A 16497-nucleotide genomic window follows, 5' to 3' on the forward strand; every position below is an offset into this window, starting at 1 on the left:
CCTACCTGGCATATTCCTTCTTCAATTGTCCCGCAATGATGTTTTTCTGAATTTCAGAGGTTCCCTCATATATTCTTGTAATCCTGGCGTCACGGTAAAATCGTTCGATCGGGTAATCGGATATGTATCCAATCCCGCCATGGACTTGTACCGCTTTATCAGCGACGCGGTTGTAGACCTCGGAACCATATAACTTAAGCATGGCAGCTTCCTTGATCACCTTCTGTCCTTGATCGACCATCCAGGCAACTTTGTAGGTCAGTGCGCGAAGTGCTTCTATTTCCACCGCCATTTCCGAGACCATATGAGCTACTGCTTGATGATCAATGATTGGAACGCCGAACTGTTCCCGTTCCCGGGTATAGTGCATCGATAAGTCGAGCAGCTTTTGACAGGAGCCGAGATTCCTTGCAGCCAGTCCTGCCCGGCCATTGGCAAGTATCTTAAGCGCGTTGACATAACCTTGACCGATTTCTCCAAGAACATTCGCTTCCGGCACCTCACAATCTTCCATAATGACTTCCGCCGACTGGGAGCCGTGAAGCCCCATCTTCGGTTCTACTGCCCCTACGTGAAAGCCCGGAAAATCCTTCTGTATGAGGAACGACGTAATCCCCTTCGCTCCTTTCTCCGGATCGGTCACTGCCATTACCGTGAACACATCCGCAATAGGTGCGTTTGTTATATAGTGCTTCGTTCCGTTTAACAGATACGTATCGCCATGTTTGACGGCTGTCGTCTTCAAATTGGAGGCGTTGGAACCGGCACTCGGCTCGGTAAGGGCGAATGCGCCAATCGAATCCCCCCTTGCCATAGAGGGAAGATACCTTTCTTTCTGAAGATCATTTCCCATCTCGACAATGCCCACTGTTCCAATACCCGTATGCGCACCGATCATCGTGGTATAACCGTTGTGTGTCGCTCCAATTTCTTCATAAAGTGCACACTTACCGACCATTCCAATGCCAAGTCCTCCATAGGCTTCCGGTATACTCAAACCAAACAAGCCCATCTGTTTGGAAGCTTCCAAGATCTTATCGGGAATCCTGTCTTCTTTTTCGATGACTGCCGCTGCCGCTTCCACTTCCGACTGGACAAATTCTCTGACGTTTTTCTTCAATAATTCCACGTCTTTTCCCAAGGTGAAATCCATCTGCCGCTCTCCCTTCCTTTTTCTGCCTTCTATATAAGAAAAAGCCGGTCTATCAGTCTACTGATAAAACCGGCCATCCCGTCATTCTACAGCCAGGTCGACAACTTTGCCCTCTTCAATGACACCGATACGAAGATTGGTATGGAAGCCACCGTTCTCATCCAACTTAACAATGGTATAAACCTGCTTCTCTTCCGGCAGTGCTTCCAGACCTTTCTGCATATTTGCCCGGATTGCCTCAGGATTATCGACACTGCCTGCTGCTTTCATTGCTTCCATAAAAATATACGTGGCAACATAGTGATAGCCGGCCTCCGATCCAGGTGTTTCCCCATGTTCAGCTTCATATTTTTCTATGAATTCAGCCGTACCCGGAAAATCAGAATCTACTAATGGAAGCACTCCGACAGAACCGTTCAACATGTCATAGGATTCTGTAACGACTTTCATCTCATCGAACTTCGCCTGGTCCATGACAAGGAATCCGCCTTCAAAACCAAGCTCTCTTGCCTGCTTGGCTACTTTCGCCGTCGGTTCCGAAGGTCCTCCGATAAAGAGTACGTCCGGATCTTCCTTCAGCGCATTTGTCACGAGTGTGAAGAAATCCGTATCTTTTGTGAAATCGATGGAGGAGTTGTAGACGACCTCGCCACCCTGCTCCTCCCAGTAAGGAACAAGTGCTTCCGTCCAGTCTTTTCCGTATTGTGTCGCTGCAGGGAGTGCTGCGAGCTTCTTCCCATGGTTCTCCATGGCATAATTAGTGAACGGCTCCAAATAGCCATCATAGCTGGGCGGAATTCTTACCGTCAGTTCATTGCCTGCTGCTGTAATGTCCGGCTCACTGGAATAGGCGGCTACTAAGAAATTTTCCTCTTCATTGAAGACCTGCATTGCTTTGATTCCACCGCTGTGAGGAGAGAAAATGATCGGTGTGTCATTCTCCTGAAGCATGCGTTTAGCGTTCGCTGCCGTTTCGTTCGGGAGGTATTTGTCGTCGAGAGCAACGACGTTGAACTTATACGTCTGTCCGTCGATTTCAAAACCACCGTTCTCATTAATTTCATCCACTGCCATCGAAAGCCCGTTCAAGGTTCTTTCCCCATAGTAGGCCGCAGGACCACTCAAAGGACCACTGTATCCGATATGGACGACTTCCTCCCCGTCCTTCACTTCCGGCTCATTCGTTTTTGCATCCGCCTCTCCTTCTCCTCCCGACTGGGTGGACGGGTTATCAATACATCCTGCCATAACCATCATCATCGCCAACATCACGAACAAAACCGATAGTTTCATAGATTTCATCGTATAATCCTCCTATGGTTTTTAACTGACTTGTGATTACGCACCAATATATGCTTTTCTTACGGTATCGTTGGCCAGCAGTTCTTCCGCCGTTCCTTGGACAACAACTCTGCCGCTTTCGTATACGTAGCCGCGATCCGCAATCTTCAAAGCTGCATAGGCATTTTGTTCCGCAAGCAGCACCGTTGTCCCGTCCTTATTAATCTTCCGGATGACGTCAAACATTTGCTCGACAATGAGCGGTGCGAGTCCGATGGATGGCTCGTCTAGAAGCAGAAGCTTGGGCTTCGCCATCATAGCCCGTCCAATGGCCAGCATCTGCTGCTGTCCTCCACTGAGTGATCCGGCAGCATCTTCCTTCTTATCGCGAAGGATCGGAAAAAGCTCATAGGCTTCTTCCAAAGATTGTTGAACCTGTTTCCGCTTTCTCCTGTGCACATATGCTCCCATTACAAGATTCTCTTTCACAGACATTTGCGGAAAAAGTTTTCGATCTTCCGCACACTGAACAATACCGGAACGGACGATTTTATCCGGAGCTGTCCCTTGAATGGGTTTTCCTTCAAACAGAATCGTACCAGTGCTCGGTTTATGAAGTCCGCTCACCGTATGGAAAGTAGTGCTTTTCCCCGCACCGTTCGAACCGAGGAGCACAACGAGTTCCCCTTCCGCTACGCGGAGATTGACATGTTCGACAGCGGCAAGATCGCCATATTTCACAGTCACATCCAACAGTTCAAGCACTGGCACTCCCTCCCAGGTAGGCTTCGATGACAGCTTGGTTATTCATTACTTCATCAGCTGTCCCTTCCGCAATCTTCTCGCCGTAATTCAACACCATGATTTTGCCTGCAAGTTTCATAATCATCTTCATTTTGTGCTCAATCAGACAGACAGTAATACCACGTTTGACCATTTTCTGCATGAGCTCTGCCAGGCCCTCCGTCTCCCCGGGGTTAATACCTGCGGTCGGTTCATCGAGAAAAACCACTTCCGGGTCGGTAGCGAGTGCCAGAGCAAAAGCGACACGTTTCTTTTCTTCCTGGGATATTCCTCCCGCAACTTTGTCGCGGACGTCCGTCAGTCCGACAAACTCCAGGACTTCCATCGCCTTATCCCGACACTTCTTCTCCTCTCTGTGGAATCGCTTCGTTCGGAGAATGGCATCCCACAGATTGGAATTCGTTCTCAGACGATGTCCAACAATGACGTTATCAAGCACCGTTGCCTGTTCAAATAAATTAGTGGTTTGGAAGGTTCGTGCCACTCCGAGCTTCGCAATCCTGTTCGGAGGCAGCTTTGTAATATCTTCTCCCTTGTAGAATACTTGACCGGTACTCGGTGTATAGGTCCCGCTTAACAAATTGAAGAATGTCGATTTCCCGGCACCGTTCGGACCGATAATGGCATTGATTTTCCCTGCTTCAATTGTGAAGTCCACTTCATTGACAGCGACAAGGCCTCCGAAGCGTTTCGTCAGCCCCTTCGTTTCCATTAACATCCTCATCCCTCCTTCACTTTTTGTTCCGATTCTTCTTCCTGTGGTTCGAAATACGCTTGGCGCCTTTTCGTTTCCGACCGCTTCTTCGACCCCATCTTTACGCGCCAGTCCATATAAGCTCCGGCAATCCCCCTCGGATAGAAAATGATTAACAGGGTGAGGAGTGGACCGAAGATCAGCATTCGATAATCCTGCAGAAATTGAAGCGACTGGGACAGGGCTACGATGAGAAACGTACCGACTATCGGTCCTGCTAAAGTGCCGATCCCGCCGACAAGCATGTACGTCAACAAGTCGAAGATGACCGTCATATAGCCAATATCAGGACCTATGAATCGAATGAAAGATGCATAGAGAGCACCGGCAAATCCAGCAAAGAAGGCAGACAGGACAAAGACAATCAGCTTATTCTTCATGGTCGAAATACCGATAGTTTTTGCAAGATCCTCCCCATTACGGATGGCTATAAAAGTACGGCCGGTCAGCGAGTGTACGATGCGGTACATAACGAGTATGGTGAGTAAAAGAAAAAATAGGATTAAGTAATATTGAGAGAGTGGTGTGTCAAATGACAATGGTCCAATTGCGGAGGGGGCGGGGATTCCAATCAAACCGCGGACACCGCCTGTGAGACTGTCCCATTTATCAATGACAAGGTAGATGATGTAACCGACACAAAGCGTGTAGATCGCAAAGAAGTGTTCTCTCGTCCGAAGAGCAATTAATCCGACGAGACAGCCGATGGCGCTTGTGATCAGGCAGGCAAGCAGAAGAGACAGCCAGTAGTTGAGTTCTGCCTTGACCGTGAGGAGTCCCAGAGCATAAGCTCCGACAGCGAAGAAGCCGGCATGGGCAAGGGACAGATATCCCGTATAACCAGCGAGCAGGTTCAACCCATAGACCGCAATCATCCATATGAAGGCCAAAGTCAATACATGAAGGAAATAACCGTTATTCAGAACGAAGGGAAACAAAACAGCGACGAGGATGAACCCAATAATCCAGCCCCGTTGTTTAAGAAGCGCTCCCAATCAAAATCCCTCCCTTGCAAATAAACCTTTAGGCTTGATGGACAAGATGGCGACCAGAAGCAGAAACGCGATAATGTCTTTATAATCGTTGGATATATAGGTTGCACCGAGACTCTCGGTAAAGCCAAGAATATAGCCGCCGAGAATCGCCCCCGGGACGCTGCCCATACCACCGATGATAATAATGACAAATGCCTTCAATATAACGAGGTGGCCCATTCCCGGAAAAACGAGGTTAATCGGTGCAGACAAGGAAGCAGCAATGGCGGCAAGCGCGCCTGAGATCATGAACGTCAGCATGGCAACTTTGTTTGTGTTGATACCGACAAGGTGTGCCCCTTCCCGATTCTGAGCCATCGCGATAATCGTCGCTCCGACGTATGTCTTTTTCAGGAACAAATAGAGGAGGACCATGACAACAATGGCACCAACGTTGATCAGCACCCGCTGCACCGTCGCCGTCATTCCAAAAATATCGACGACCTGCCCATATGGGGTAACCATCGTGCGGTAATCTGCTCCCCAAATTAATTGAGCGAAAGCTTCCAAAAATAACAGGATTCCGATGGCGGCAATTTTGTCATGGATCGGCGGGGCGTTACGGAGCGGATGAAATACAATCCGGTCCATCAGTACACCAAGCAGACCGACAACGAGGACGGAGACGGCCATAGCAACCCAGTAATGGACACCGTAAAGCAGCATCATAGTCAGAGTGACATACGCCCCGAGCATATATAATGCACCGTGAGCAAAGTTAGGAATATGAAGAATACCGTAAACAAGGGTGAGACCAAGGGCAACCAGACTGTAGACACTTCCGATTGTCAAGCCATTGAACAACTGTTGCATCAGAATATCCATGAAACTTCCCCTTTACGCTCGATTTTTAAGCATATGCCCCGGCCGCCCGGGGCATCGGTGTTCAGGATTCTTGATTGGCTTCGACCTTTTTGCGTTCATCCTCCTGCAGTTTCCGCCACAAAATCTTTCCGCTGTTGGTCATCGGAAGTTCCTGGATGAATTCAATCATCCGCGGATATTTATAAGCGGCCATTCTCTCTTTCGACCATGCAATGATTTCTTCTTCTGTAATATCACCTTCGTAGGATTCGTTCAGAATGACGAACGCTTTGATATTTTCTCCTTTACGCGGATCCGGTACACCGACGACACACGCCTGCTGGACAGCGGGATGATCATAGAGAGCGGATTCCACCTCTGTCGGCCATACGTTATACCCTGAAGCATTGATCATTCGTTTCAGTCGATCGACGATAAAGTAATAGCCCTCCTCATCCATCCGGCCGATGTCCCCCGTTCGGAAAAAGCTCTTTCCGTCCATATCAAGAAACGCATGCTCGTTCTCCTCCGGACGATTGTAATACCCGACCATGATTTGTGGACCGTTCACAACGATTTCACCGACTTCTCCCGTCCCGACCTCCTCCAAGGTCGCAGGATCTATAATTCTCGCATCCACATTGAACGATGGAATACCGAGACATTGCATCTTCGGACGATCCGGTGGATTAAAATGGGTTTGGGCGATTGTTTCGGACAAACCGTATCCTTCAACAAATTCGAGGCCGGTAAGCTTGTACAGTTTTTCACCAAGCGCTTTTGGAAAGGATGCTCCTCCGCCGGAGATGGCGTAGAGAGTGGTCAAATCCTCTGCTTTCACTTCCGGATTGGCAAGAAAATCAACAAGCATTGTGCTGATTGTCACCCAGTGCGTGCATGCTTCATCTCTGATCGTCCGTCTTGCCATTTCCCGGTTCCACCGCGTCATTACGACTGCGGTATTGCCACTATAGACAGGCATAAGCATACTGTGGACCATACCTGTAACATGGAAGAATGGAAGCGTCGCGAGCGACTTGGAATCCATCGTCGTCCTGGACCAATAGAAGGCACCGAGTGTATTTGCCTGAACCGTACGATGCGTATGCATACATCCTTTCGGCAGCCCTGTCGTTCCCGAAGTATAAGGCATGACGGCAAGATCTTCTGCGCGGACATCGACATCTATCGGTGTATGCTCCCGCTCCAGAGCATCGCTCCAGAGGGTAATCGCTTCCGATTCGAATACCCTTTTCTCTGCTGTTACTTCCTGCGGCTGGAGTTCTTCATCCTTCTTCCCGCGATAATCGGAATACGCCGCAGACAGAATGCTATGTAAAGTCGTAGATGTTAGCAGCGGTTCCACGACGGACATAAGCTCCTGACCTGCAATGGCATGCTCGATGGCTCCGTCTTTCACATAAAACGCGAGCTCTTCTGCTTTCAACATCGGATTGATGGGAACGACAACAGCTCCTGTACGCAGAATGGCAAAAAAACTGACGATATACTGAGGGGCATTCTGCATCAATAAAAGGATTTTATCCCCTTTTTTGACCTCCCACTCTTTCTGCATATATCCGGCAAGGGCATCAACTTCCCCCAGCAGCTTCTCATACGGTATAGTCGTGCCATAATAAGAAATGGCCGCATGCTTCGGATAGCGGCGTGCGGACACTTGCAGGTTTTCATATATCGAGGTTTCCGGAATGGTCAGTGACTTCGTAAGCTTAGGCCAGAATTCATAATGTTTCGTGTGCATACATAGTCCTCCTTCTTCCTTTTTCACAAGACTTTTCTGTAAGCGCTTTCTAAACGGGGCGAAAATTCAGCTGATCATCCATCCTCCATCGACCAGCAAATCGGTGCCTGTCATATAGGATGCTTCTTCGGAAGCTGCAAAGCAGATGACGGCTGCAATCTCTTCCGGTTTTCCTACCCTTTTCAATGCTGTATGACGTTGAATAGACTTCTCAAATTTTTCATTTTTCAACCCTTCTTCGGTCATCGATGTCACTGCAAATCCGGGAGAAACGGAATTGACGCGTACACCGGAATCTGCGAACTCCAATGCCAGCGCTTTCGTGAAATTGATGACCGCGGCTTTTGATGAACTGTAATGCGGAATTTTCGCTCCTGCCTTATGTCCGGACAAAGAAGCAACATTCACAATCGACCGTTTTCTACTTTCCTTCTCCATCATCAGTGGTGCCAATGCCTTCGATACGAGGAAGACACTCTTCAGGTTCACGTCCTGAATGCGGTCCCATTCTGACGCTTCCATTTCCAGAATAGAAGATTTCCCGGAGGTTCCCGCGTTGTTAACCAGAACATCCACGTTCCCATATGTTTCGTAGAGAAAAGCAGCAAGACCAGCTAACTGCTCCTCTTCGGAAACGTCTGCTTGATAAATCGAAGCTCTTCGCGCTCCGAACGCTTCCTGAATATCCGCTGCCACATGCTCAAGCTTGGAAGTCGTCCGTCCTACAAGGACCACAACCGCTCCTTCTTCAGCCAGTCTCATAGCAGTCGCTGCTCCGATTCCGCTGCCGGCTCCGGTCACGACGGCGACTGTGGAATCAAATCTTCCCACGGCTCCCACTCCTTTCCGTCATAAGACAATCGTCAAGTAAAAGGCGAAGCTCATCGGGAATCCGTTCACTTATTTGCTTATCATAATTGAAATGAACAATGACGGCACTCGCTTTCGCTACCAGCTCCTCTGTTCCTTCGACGATGATCCGATGCCCGAAGGAAAAACTGCTGTTGCCGATATCAGATACCCAGGACTGGACAATAAGCGGCTGTCCGAAATAGGCCTGGCTGACGAAATCGCACGTCGTTGTTGCAAGGATGAACGTTCCAACTGTATTCAAGTGGCTCGGGAAAATATCTTGAAAGAACTTTCCCCGTGCCTCTTCCAAGTAGATGAAGTAGCTTGTATTATTGACGTGTCCAGCCATATCCGTCTCGCAGAAACGGACCCTCACTTTACTCTCATGCTCCACTTCCTCACCCCTTCTGACTAGTCAGTATGTTATGGCGATAGCTCTTAAAGAGCTATCATGATTTTGCAATTCCGTTCAAAATCATTTCAAGATAAATGGAAGTGAGATCCTCCTCAGAAACTTTCCCGGTTGGATCAAACCAATAATAGCTCCAGTTCGTCATACCAAGAATTCCACGTGTCACCATATCCGGATTCATCCCTTCCTCGAACTCCCCGTTCGAGATTCCTTCCTCGACTACCTTTTGGACATTCACCCGGAACTGGTCCCTCTTTTCAATAATCGGTTCCAAGTAATCCGGACCCAGATTCCGCATTTCACGGAAAAAGATTCGGGCACTCTGCTTTCGATCCTTAATGCTGTGGATACTCATATAAATCATGCTGCGGAGCTTTTGCTTGCTATCTTTCGAGACGTCATGCAGAATCTCCTCCTGGTTCCGCAAAAGAAATTCAATGAAGTCCAAATGGATGACCGTCAAAAGCTCCTGTTTGTTTTTGAAATAATAGTAAAAGGTACCTTTTGTTACACCGATCTCTTCCACGATTTCCTGCAGAGACGTTTCGGTAAATCCTTTTTCATCAAAAAGGTGGATACTGGTATGAATGATTTTATCTCGCATAGAAAAACACGATCCTCTCGTTTAGGGATGATATAAATTATAACATTCCTAAATCGGGAAAAAGCGACGGATTTCGTCAATCACGTTCGATGATCATCGATATCCCCTGGCCGCCTCCGATACAAGCCGTGATCAACGCATATCTTCCACCGATGCGTTTCAGCTCATAGGCTGCTTTCGTCGTCAGGATCGCTCCGGTCGCACCAAGTGGATGGCCATGAGAAATGGCTCCGCCGTTAACGTTCACCTTCTCCATATTCATTTTCAATTCCGCCTGACAGGCAAGAACCTGGGCTGCGAACGCCTCATTAATTTCAATGACATCCATGTCAGCCAGTGATAATCCCGTCTGCTCCATGATTTTTTGTGTGGCGGGAACCGTACCTATCCCCATAATGTTAGGGTCAACGCCGGCAACCGTACAGGCAACAATTTTTGCGAGCGGCTCCACTCCAACCGCCTCCGCTTTTTCACGCGACATAAGGGTTAATGCAGCAGCGGCATCGTTCAACCCGGAACTGTTCGCTGCCGTCACACTGCCCCCTTGAGCAAATGCAGGCTTCAGCTTCGCCATCCCCTCAATCGTTGAGGACGGTCGTGGATGTTCATCCTGTTTAAATTCGACCGGTTCACCTTTCCGCACTGGAATGTGAAGAGGTACAATCTGTTCATCGAACCGCCTTTCTGCCATGGCAAGCCCCATCCGCTCCTGACTACGCTGGGCAAACGCATCTTGATCCTCCCGGGATATATTGTACTGTTCGGCAAGGTTTTCTGCCGTGATTCCCATGGGTGGATCTCCAATCTCCTTCGGCGATAACTGTGAGGATCGGAACGATGGGGGGACAGGACTGTAGGGACGCTCCGGCCGATCCATCAGATAAGGAGCCCTGCTCATGCTTTCTGTTCCCCCAGCGACATATACATCTCCGTCTCCAGATCTAATGGCTTGAGCAGCTAAGTGAATAGCATTCACCCCGGACCCGCACTGGCGGTCCACCGTCAATCCGGGGATTTTCATTGATAACCCTGTCTGCAGGGCGGAAAATCTGGCAATATTTCCTCCCCCGCTCAAAACATTACCGAAAATGACGTCTTCAATCTGTTCGGGATTGACTTTCGCACGCTTCACGGCTTCCTTAATAACTTCTGCACCAAGAACATGCGCCGGTACGGTTGCAAGAGAACCTCCCTGCTTTCCAATGGCCGTCCGGACTGCTGATACGATCACTGCATCTCTATTCCCCAATTACTCCACTCCCTTCGAAAATGTCACATAGCGTGAGAACCACCATCGATGATGACGACATCCCCTGTAATATGGTTCGACGCCCGTGAACTTAAGAATATTGCCGTTCCTTTCAAATCATCATCGCCGCCGAACTTCCGCAGAGGCGTCCGATTAAGAAACGTATCCTCTCCCCGCTCCATCAGAACCTTGGACATTTTCGTCGGGAAGAATCCAGGTGCAATCGCATTAACGCGGATACCACGGGGACCCCATTTGACGGCAAGATCTTTTGTAAACGTAAGGACGGCACCTTTGCTTGAGTTGTAACCGATTGTATCCATTTGTTCCGGATCAGACCCTTTCATTCCAGCTACGGAAGCGATGTTAATAATGTTTCCTTCTCCTTGTTCCAGCATTATTTTTCCTATGGCCTGGGACATGAGGAACGTTCCTGTGACGTTCACATCCATGACCTTCTGCCAGGCTGCAAGCGGCATTTCTTCCATTGGTGCTCCCCAGGTCGCCCCGCTGTTATTGACCAAAATATCAATGCGGCCGAAATGATCGACGGTCTGATCGACCACATGCTGAATGCTGGAAGCATCTGTTACGTCGCACTCGAACGCCAGCGCATCGACCCCTTCTTTTTTAAGCAAATCACGCACTTGTTCACAGGGCTCAAGTTTCCTTGAACAAACGACGACATGTGCACCTGACTCGGCCAAGCCAAGCGCGATCTGCTTCCCAAGCCCGCGACCACCTCCGGTAACGACGGCTACTTTGCCGCTTAAATCGAAAAGGTCTTTAGCGTGCATGGACTTCGCTCCTCTTTGAAGCTTTTTGCAGTTCATACTTCGCTACCGCACGCCGGTGTACCTCATCCGGACCGTCCGCAAGACGAAGGGTGCGGATGTTGGCCCAGCTTGCGGCAAGGGACTGATCTTCACTGACACCGGAAGCACCGAAAGCCTGGATGGCTCTGTCGATGACATTCAAGGCAATGTTGGGTGCCACTACTTTGATCATCGCGATTTCCGATTTTGCTTCCTTGTTTCCAACTGTATCCATCATGTACGCAGCCTTCAGTGTCAAAAGACGGGCCTGTTCGATTTCTATCCGTGAATCAGCGATCCATTCCCGAACAACTCCTTGATCCGCGATTTTCTTTCCAAACGCTGTACGTTCCTGAACACGTGCACACATCTGTTCAAGCGCGCGTTCTGCTGCACCGATTGTGCGCATACAGTGGTGAATACGTCCCGGGCCGAGACGGCCTTGTGCGATGGCAAATCCTTTTCCTTCTCCCCAAAGCAAATTAGTGGCCGGAACGCGCACATCCTTGAATTCTATCTCCGCATGACCGTGAGGCGCATGGTCATAACCGAATACCGGAAGCATCCGTTTGATAGTGACGCCTTTTGTATCCAGTGGAACAAGAATCATCGACTGCTGCTCATGCTTCGGTGCATCGGGGTCCGTTTTACCCATTAAAATGCTGATTTTACAACGAGGATCTCCTGCTCCGGAGGACCACCATTTCGTTCCGTTGATGACATATTCATCCCCGACCCTCGTGATACTCGTCTGCACATTCGTAGCATCCGATGAAGCAACATCCGGCTCGGTCATCGAGAAACAGGAACGGATCTCTCCGTTTAATAACGGTTCAAGCCACTGCTTCTTCTGCTCGTCCGTTCCGTATCGGACGAGCACTTCCATGTTACCTGTGTCAGGTGCCGCACAGTTGAACACTTCCGGTCCGACGAAGGAACGTCCCATAATTTCACACAGTGGAGCATACTCCATGTTCGTCAAACCTGCTCCATATTCGCTGTCCGGTAAGAACAAGTTCCAAAGCCCTGCTTCTTTGGCCTTCTGCTTCCATTCGTCCATGATTGGCGGAATGTTTTCGAAACGATCCTGTTTTCCAAGCTGTTCTTCATAGATCGCTTCGTTCGGGTAGATATGTGTATCCATGAATTCCTTCAACTTCTCCTGCAAGGCTTTTACCTTATCGGAATGTTCAAAGTACATATAACATCCTCCTTAATGAATAGGCGCTTCTATTAAACGCTTACAAAATACAACATTCCCTTTGATGACATCTTCTTCTTTCTGATTCCTTGCATACACGCGGAACGTAGTCTTCTCTTCCGTATCCTCTTCCACTTCCGCATGAAGGGTGAGCACATCACCAAGGAACACCATGCCCTTGAAGCGGATGGAATAATCCTGGATGAAGCCTTGGTCATAGTAAGGAGTAAACAGCTTGGACAAATTCCCCATCGTCCACATGCCGTGAGCGATCACCCCCGGAAGTCCTGCCCGTTCCGCTTCCTTATCGATCGTGTGGATCGGATTGTAATCGCCGGATGCTCCTGCATACTTGATCAAATCCAGCCTCGTTACCGGTTTCATCGTCACCGTATCGAGGGTTTCCCCAGCTTTCCAATTCGTCATACGCGCATCTCCTTCCTGACCGCTTCCGTAATGATCGCTGTCTGCTCTTCTGAGAAAATCAAACGACCTTCCAAGTCCTCTCCATACTTTTTCACTTTCAAGAATCCCATATTGCCGCTGGAGCCGCTCCGTTCGTAATAATCTTCGATGACCGTATAACAGAGCACTTCCTCCCCAACGAACAGCGGGCGCTCATAATGATAGTGCTGCTCTCCGTGGATAAGCCCTTTAGCGGGAAGATCCAGACCCTTCACGCTTCCATAATCAAACACTCTCGGAAATGTTGGTGGAGCAATATTACGCGTGTAAGCGACATCATCCAAATAAACAGGGTGAGGGTCACCGATTGCCTCGGCGAACTTGATGACCGCTCCCCGCTCTACCGTGTTCTTCACTTTTTCGGATTTCTTTCCGACCGCATGTTTAAACATAGGTATCCTCCTTTTAGTTTCTCGGGCCACCGGCGACATAGATGACCTGCCCGCTTACGAACGAAGATTTTTCGTCAGCGAAAAACGCCACTGCGTTCGCAATATCTTCCGGATGCCCGCTCCGGCCTACCGGTATATTCTGAACGCTTAAGCGAATCATTTCTTCAAAAGAAATTCCTACCCTTTCAGCCGTCTGCTTCGTCATTTCTGTTTCGATGAATCCCGGCGCAACGGCATTTGCGGTAATGCCGAATTTTCCAAGCTCAATGGCAAGCGTTTTTGTAAACCCCTGCAGGCCGGCTTTCGCTGTGGCATAGTTTGCCTGTCCCCGGTTTCCTAATGCAGACGTGGAGGAAATGTTTATAATTCTTCCGTATTTACTTTCAACCATGTACTTTTGTGCAGCTTTGGCAGCGTTGAACGACCCTTTCAAATGAACGTTCATGACTGTATCCCAGTCCTCTGCTGTCATTTTAAACAGCATATTATCTTTGATTACACCAGCATTGTTGACAAGAATGTCGATCGATCCAAAGCGCTTATAGGCTTCCTGCATCGCATCTTCCACCTGGCTGAAATCACTGACGTCCGCGACTTTCGTGTACAGCTCAAGTCCTTCTTCTTTAAATTCTGCTTCTACTTCCTGCAGCGCTTCTTCATTAATATCGATGACAGCGATTTTTGCACCGTCCAATGCCAAGTGTTTGGCAATACCCTTGCCGATCCCGCGGCTTCCACCGGTTACAAAAGCGACACGATTCTTAAATCTGTCCGCCATGATGCTTCCCCTCCTTTATCCAATTTTCACATGCCCTTTAAGTAAATTTCGAGATATGATCAGCCTTTGAATTTCATCTGTTCCGTCGTAAATCCTCCAAAGCCTCGCTTCTCTGTACCAGCGCTCAATCGGCAGTTCCTTCGTATACCCCATGCCGCCATGGATCTGTAAGACGCGGTCGATAACGTTGTTTCCCATGTTAGCCCCATACAGTTTGGCCATCGAAGCATAATGTCTGTTATCTTCCCCCTGATCCAGGGTGAACGCAGCGTTTAACACCAGCCACTTCGCCGCTTCAATCTCTACTGCGGAATCAGCAATCTGCCACTGGATCGCCTGTCTCGTTGAAATCGGCTTACCAAAGGTTTCCCGCTCATTGGCGTAGTCGATTGCCATATTGAGAAGACGTTCTGCTGCGCCGACCGCCCGTGCTCCAACGATCCAGCGGGCGAAGCCAATCCATTCCAAGCCGAGATCGTATCCTTTATGAAGTTCACCGAGAATATTTTCTTCCGGGACACGTACATTGTCGAAAACAAGCCCCGCCGGTCCCCATTCTCCCATCGTGTGAATATATTCAGACTTCCACCCCATATCACGGTCAGCGATAAAGCAGGTGACTCCTTCCCTTCCGTTGGACGTTTGGTGAAGCTCTTTGTCCGTGATGGCGATGACCATGACGAAATCCGCTTCGTTTCCACCAGTGATGAATGTTTTCTCCCCGTTTAACACCCAGTCGTCTCCATCTTTCACGGCCGTCATCCTTATGTTCCTCGTATCCGATCCCGCCCCCGGTTCTGTCATGGCAAAGCAGGATTTCTTCTCTCCATTGATGGTAGGGAGCAGGTATTTCTCCTTCTGCTCTTCGTTCCCATAGTAAAGAATATTGTCTGCAGAACCACCGAACTGAAACGGAACGAACGTGCGGGAAACCTCCATCATGACGATGGCGAGCATCATCTGACCGAGGTCAGCTCCTCCATATTCTTCAGGGGTATTTATGCCCCAGAACCCGGCATCCTTCGCTTTCTGCTGCAGCTCCTCCAATTTCCCGGCAGGAAGACTGGGCTTTCCTTCCCGTTCATTTCTAAGCACATCATTTTCAAGAGGTATCAATTCTTTCTCCACAAATTTTCGTATTGTTTTTCTGACCATTTCCTGTTCATCGGTCAAACGTAAATGCATAACTTTTCCCCCTCTTCATCGATACACATACCTACCGGTTAGTATGTTACTTCTATATTATTTGAAATTTTCTAAAAATACAACAACTTTTGAAGAAATATCCATATGAAACACCTAAAAAAGCCACCTGGAAAAACAGGCGGCTTTTTTAGGTGTTTCATTTTCATTCGCTGCAATCTACATGGAGTTTTCCATCTTCCTGTACTTCTGCATAATAGACATTTTTTATGTCCTGCACACCACTGTCTGCCAACCTTGCATCCAGCCACTGCTCTGTAATGCCCAATTCTTTCAAATTGTATTCAATCTTTCTTCCATCTGCTATTAAAGTCGTCGGCGCAGGGTACACTTTTCTGATTGGTGGAGTACCGGTATCCCTTTTCGTAGCCGTTCTATTCTGCTGGTATTTCAGGACAGAAACCGTACCGTCGATTTCAAACACAGCCATGTCAACCTCAGCGACCGCAAATGCATTCTTTTTCCTCAGCAATACCCGCAGCGCATCCAAATCCAGGCGTGCTTTCTTTAAGGCATTTTTTTCTATCTTTCCATCTTTAATCAAGATGATGGGCTGCCCGTTCATCACTTCCCTGATAGGCTTTGACTTGAGATCCAAATAACCGAGCAGAACGGTAAAGACACTCCATGCAAGAAGAGCGATGATGCCGTTCCGAACACTCAGGGTAGAATCAATGGCAAGTGAAGCTCCTATTGTGCCGACAGAGATTGCCGAAACGAAATTAAAGAAAGTCATCTGGGATATCTCTTTCCTCCCCATCAACCTTGTAAGAAGAAGTAACGTCGTAAAGGCAAGTAACAGCCTGAGGATAAGTTCCACAGTAGACATTTCGTTCACTCCCTATCTTCTTTATCTTCTATTATCAGGAGCCGAACGAAATCTATACACAAAAAGAGTACCTTCCCTGACTCGGGAAAGTACTCTCCTGCGACT

The 16497-nt window shown here is 48.6% G+C and carries 18 protein-coding genes; all 18 read right to left on the bottom strand.

Going from position 1 to position 16497, the window contains the following annotated elements; translation table 11 throughout:
* Position 1: 1 nt before the first annotated feature.
* Positions 2 to 1153 carry an acyl-CoA dehydrogenase family protein gene (locus M662_RS15075; protein WP_008637683.1) on the bottom strand — a complete coding sequence of 384 codons (1152 nt, stop codon included), beginning with the start codon at positions 1151 to 1153 and terminating at the stop codon, positions 2 to 4.
* A gap of 81 nt (positions 1154 to 1234) precedes the next feature.
* The gene (locus tag M662_RS15080; RefSeq protein WP_026578164.1) at positions 1235 to 2455 is read right to left on the bottom strand and encodes an ABC transporter substrate-binding protein; all 1221 of its coding nucleotides are present in this window, start codon (positions 2453 to 2455) and stop codon (positions 1235 to 1237) included.
* A gap of 36 nt (positions 2456 to 2491) precedes the next feature.
* Complete coding sequence (locus M662_RS15085) at positions 2492 to 3199, bottom strand: ABC transporter ATP-binding protein (RefSeq protein WP_008637681.1); 708 nt, start codon at positions 3197 to 3199, stop codon at positions 2492 to 2494.
* The gene (locus tag M662_RS15090; protein ID WP_008637680.1) at positions 3192 to 3956 is read right to left on the bottom strand and encodes an ABC transporter ATP-binding protein; all 765 of its coding nucleotides are present in this window, start codon (positions 3954 to 3956) and stop codon (positions 3192 to 3194) included. Before M662_RS15090 ends, M662_RS15085 begins: the two co-directional genes overlap by 8 nt.
* A gap of 2 nt (positions 3957 to 3958) precedes the next feature.
* Positions 3959 to 4987: a branched-chain amino acid ABC transporter permease gene (locus tag M662_RS15095; RefSeq protein WP_026578163.1), complete on the bottom strand. Its 1029-nt coding sequence runs from the start codon at positions 4985 to 4987 to the stop codon at positions 3959 to 3961.
* Positions 4988 to 5851 carry a branched-chain amino acid ABC transporter permease gene (locus M662_RS15100; RefSeq protein ID WP_026578162.1) on the bottom strand — a complete coding sequence of 288 codons (864 nt, stop codon included), beginning with the start codon at positions 5849 to 5851 and terminating at the stop codon, positions 4988 to 4990.
* A gap of 61 nt (positions 5852 to 5912) precedes the next feature.
* Positions 5913 to 7592 carry a long-chain-fatty-acid--CoA ligase gene (locus M662_RS15105; RefSeq protein WP_026578161.1) on the bottom strand — a complete coding sequence of 560 codons (1680 nt, stop codon included), beginning with the start codon at positions 7590 to 7592 and terminating at the stop codon, positions 5913 to 5915.
* A gap of 66 nt (positions 7593 to 7658) precedes the next feature.
* Positions 7659 to 8423, bottom strand: coding sequence for an SDR family NAD(P)-dependent oxidoreductase (locus tag M662_RS15110; protein WP_026578160.1), 765 nt, complete (start codon positions 8421 to 8423; stop codon positions 7659 to 7661).
* A complete protein-coding gene (locus M662_RS15115) occupies positions 8410 to 8838 on the bottom strand; it encodes an acyl-CoA thioesterase (protein WP_008637669.1) in 429 nt (142 codons plus the stop codon). The genes M662_RS15110 and M662_RS15115 overlap by 14 nt, the downstream gene beginning before the upstream one ends.
* 55 nt (positions 8839 to 8893) lie before the next feature.
* Entirely contained in the window at positions 8894 to 9460 is a 567-nt protein-coding gene (locus M662_RS15120; RefSeq protein ID WP_008637667.1) for a TetR/AcrR family transcriptional regulator, read from the bottom strand.
* Positions 9461 to 9536: 76 nt separating this feature from the next.
* Positions 9537 to 10709: a thiolase family protein gene (locus M662_RS15125; protein WP_026578159.1), complete on the bottom strand. Its 1173-nt coding sequence runs from the start codon at positions 10707 to 10709 to the stop codon at positions 9537 to 9539.
* A 23-nt stretch (positions 10710 to 10732) separates the two neighbouring features.
* Positions 10733 to 11506 carry an SDR family oxidoreductase gene (locus tag M662_RS15130; RefSeq protein ID WP_026578158.1) on the bottom strand — a complete coding sequence of 258 codons (774 nt, stop codon included), beginning with the start codon at positions 11504 to 11506 and terminating at the stop codon, positions 10733 to 10735.
* The gene (locus tag M662_RS15135; RefSeq protein ID WP_026578157.1) at positions 11496 to 12725 is read right to left on the bottom strand and encodes an acyl-CoA dehydrogenase family protein; all 1230 of its coding nucleotides are present in this window, start codon (positions 12723 to 12725) and stop codon (positions 11496 to 11498) included. Before M662_RS15135 ends, M662_RS15130 begins: the two co-directional genes overlap by 11 nt.
* Before the next feature lie 12 nt (positions 12726 to 12737).
* Complete coding sequence (locus M662_RS15140) at positions 12738 to 13151, bottom strand: MaoC/PaaZ C-terminal domain-containing protein (protein WP_008637658.1); 414 nt, start codon at positions 13149 to 13151, stop codon at positions 12738 to 12740.
* Positions 13148 to 13582 carry a MaoC family dehydratase N-terminal domain-containing protein gene (locus M662_RS15145; protein WP_008637657.1) on the bottom strand — a complete coding sequence of 145 codons (435 nt, stop codon included), beginning with the start codon at positions 13580 to 13582 and terminating at the stop codon, positions 13148 to 13150. Before M662_RS15145 ends, M662_RS15140 begins: the two co-directional genes overlap by 4 nt.
* Before the next feature lie 13 nt (positions 13583 to 13595).
* Positions 13596 to 14360, bottom strand: coding sequence for a 3-oxoacyl-ACP reductase FabG (fabG, locus tag M662_RS15150; RefSeq protein ID WP_026578156.1), 765 nt, complete (start codon positions 14358 to 14360; stop codon positions 13596 to 13598).
* 15 nt (positions 14361 to 14375) lie between these two features.
* On the bottom strand, positions 14376 to 15545 hold the full coding sequence (locus M662_RS15155; protein ID WP_026578155.1) for an acyl-CoA dehydrogenase family protein: 1170 nt from the start codon (positions 15543 to 15545) through the stop codon (positions 14376 to 14378).
* Positions 15546 to 15708: 163 nt separating this feature from the next.
* Positions 15709 to 16392 carry a YetF domain-containing protein gene (locus M662_RS15160; protein WP_026578154.1) on the bottom strand — a complete coding sequence of 228 codons (684 nt, stop codon included), beginning with the start codon at positions 16390 to 16392 and terminating at the stop codon, positions 15709 to 15711.
* Positions 16393 to 16497 lie beyond the last annotated feature (105 nt).

The organism is Bacillus sp. SB49, assembly GCF_000469135.2.
GTDB lineage: Bacteria > Bacillota > Bacilli > Bacillales > Halobacillaceae > Halobacillus.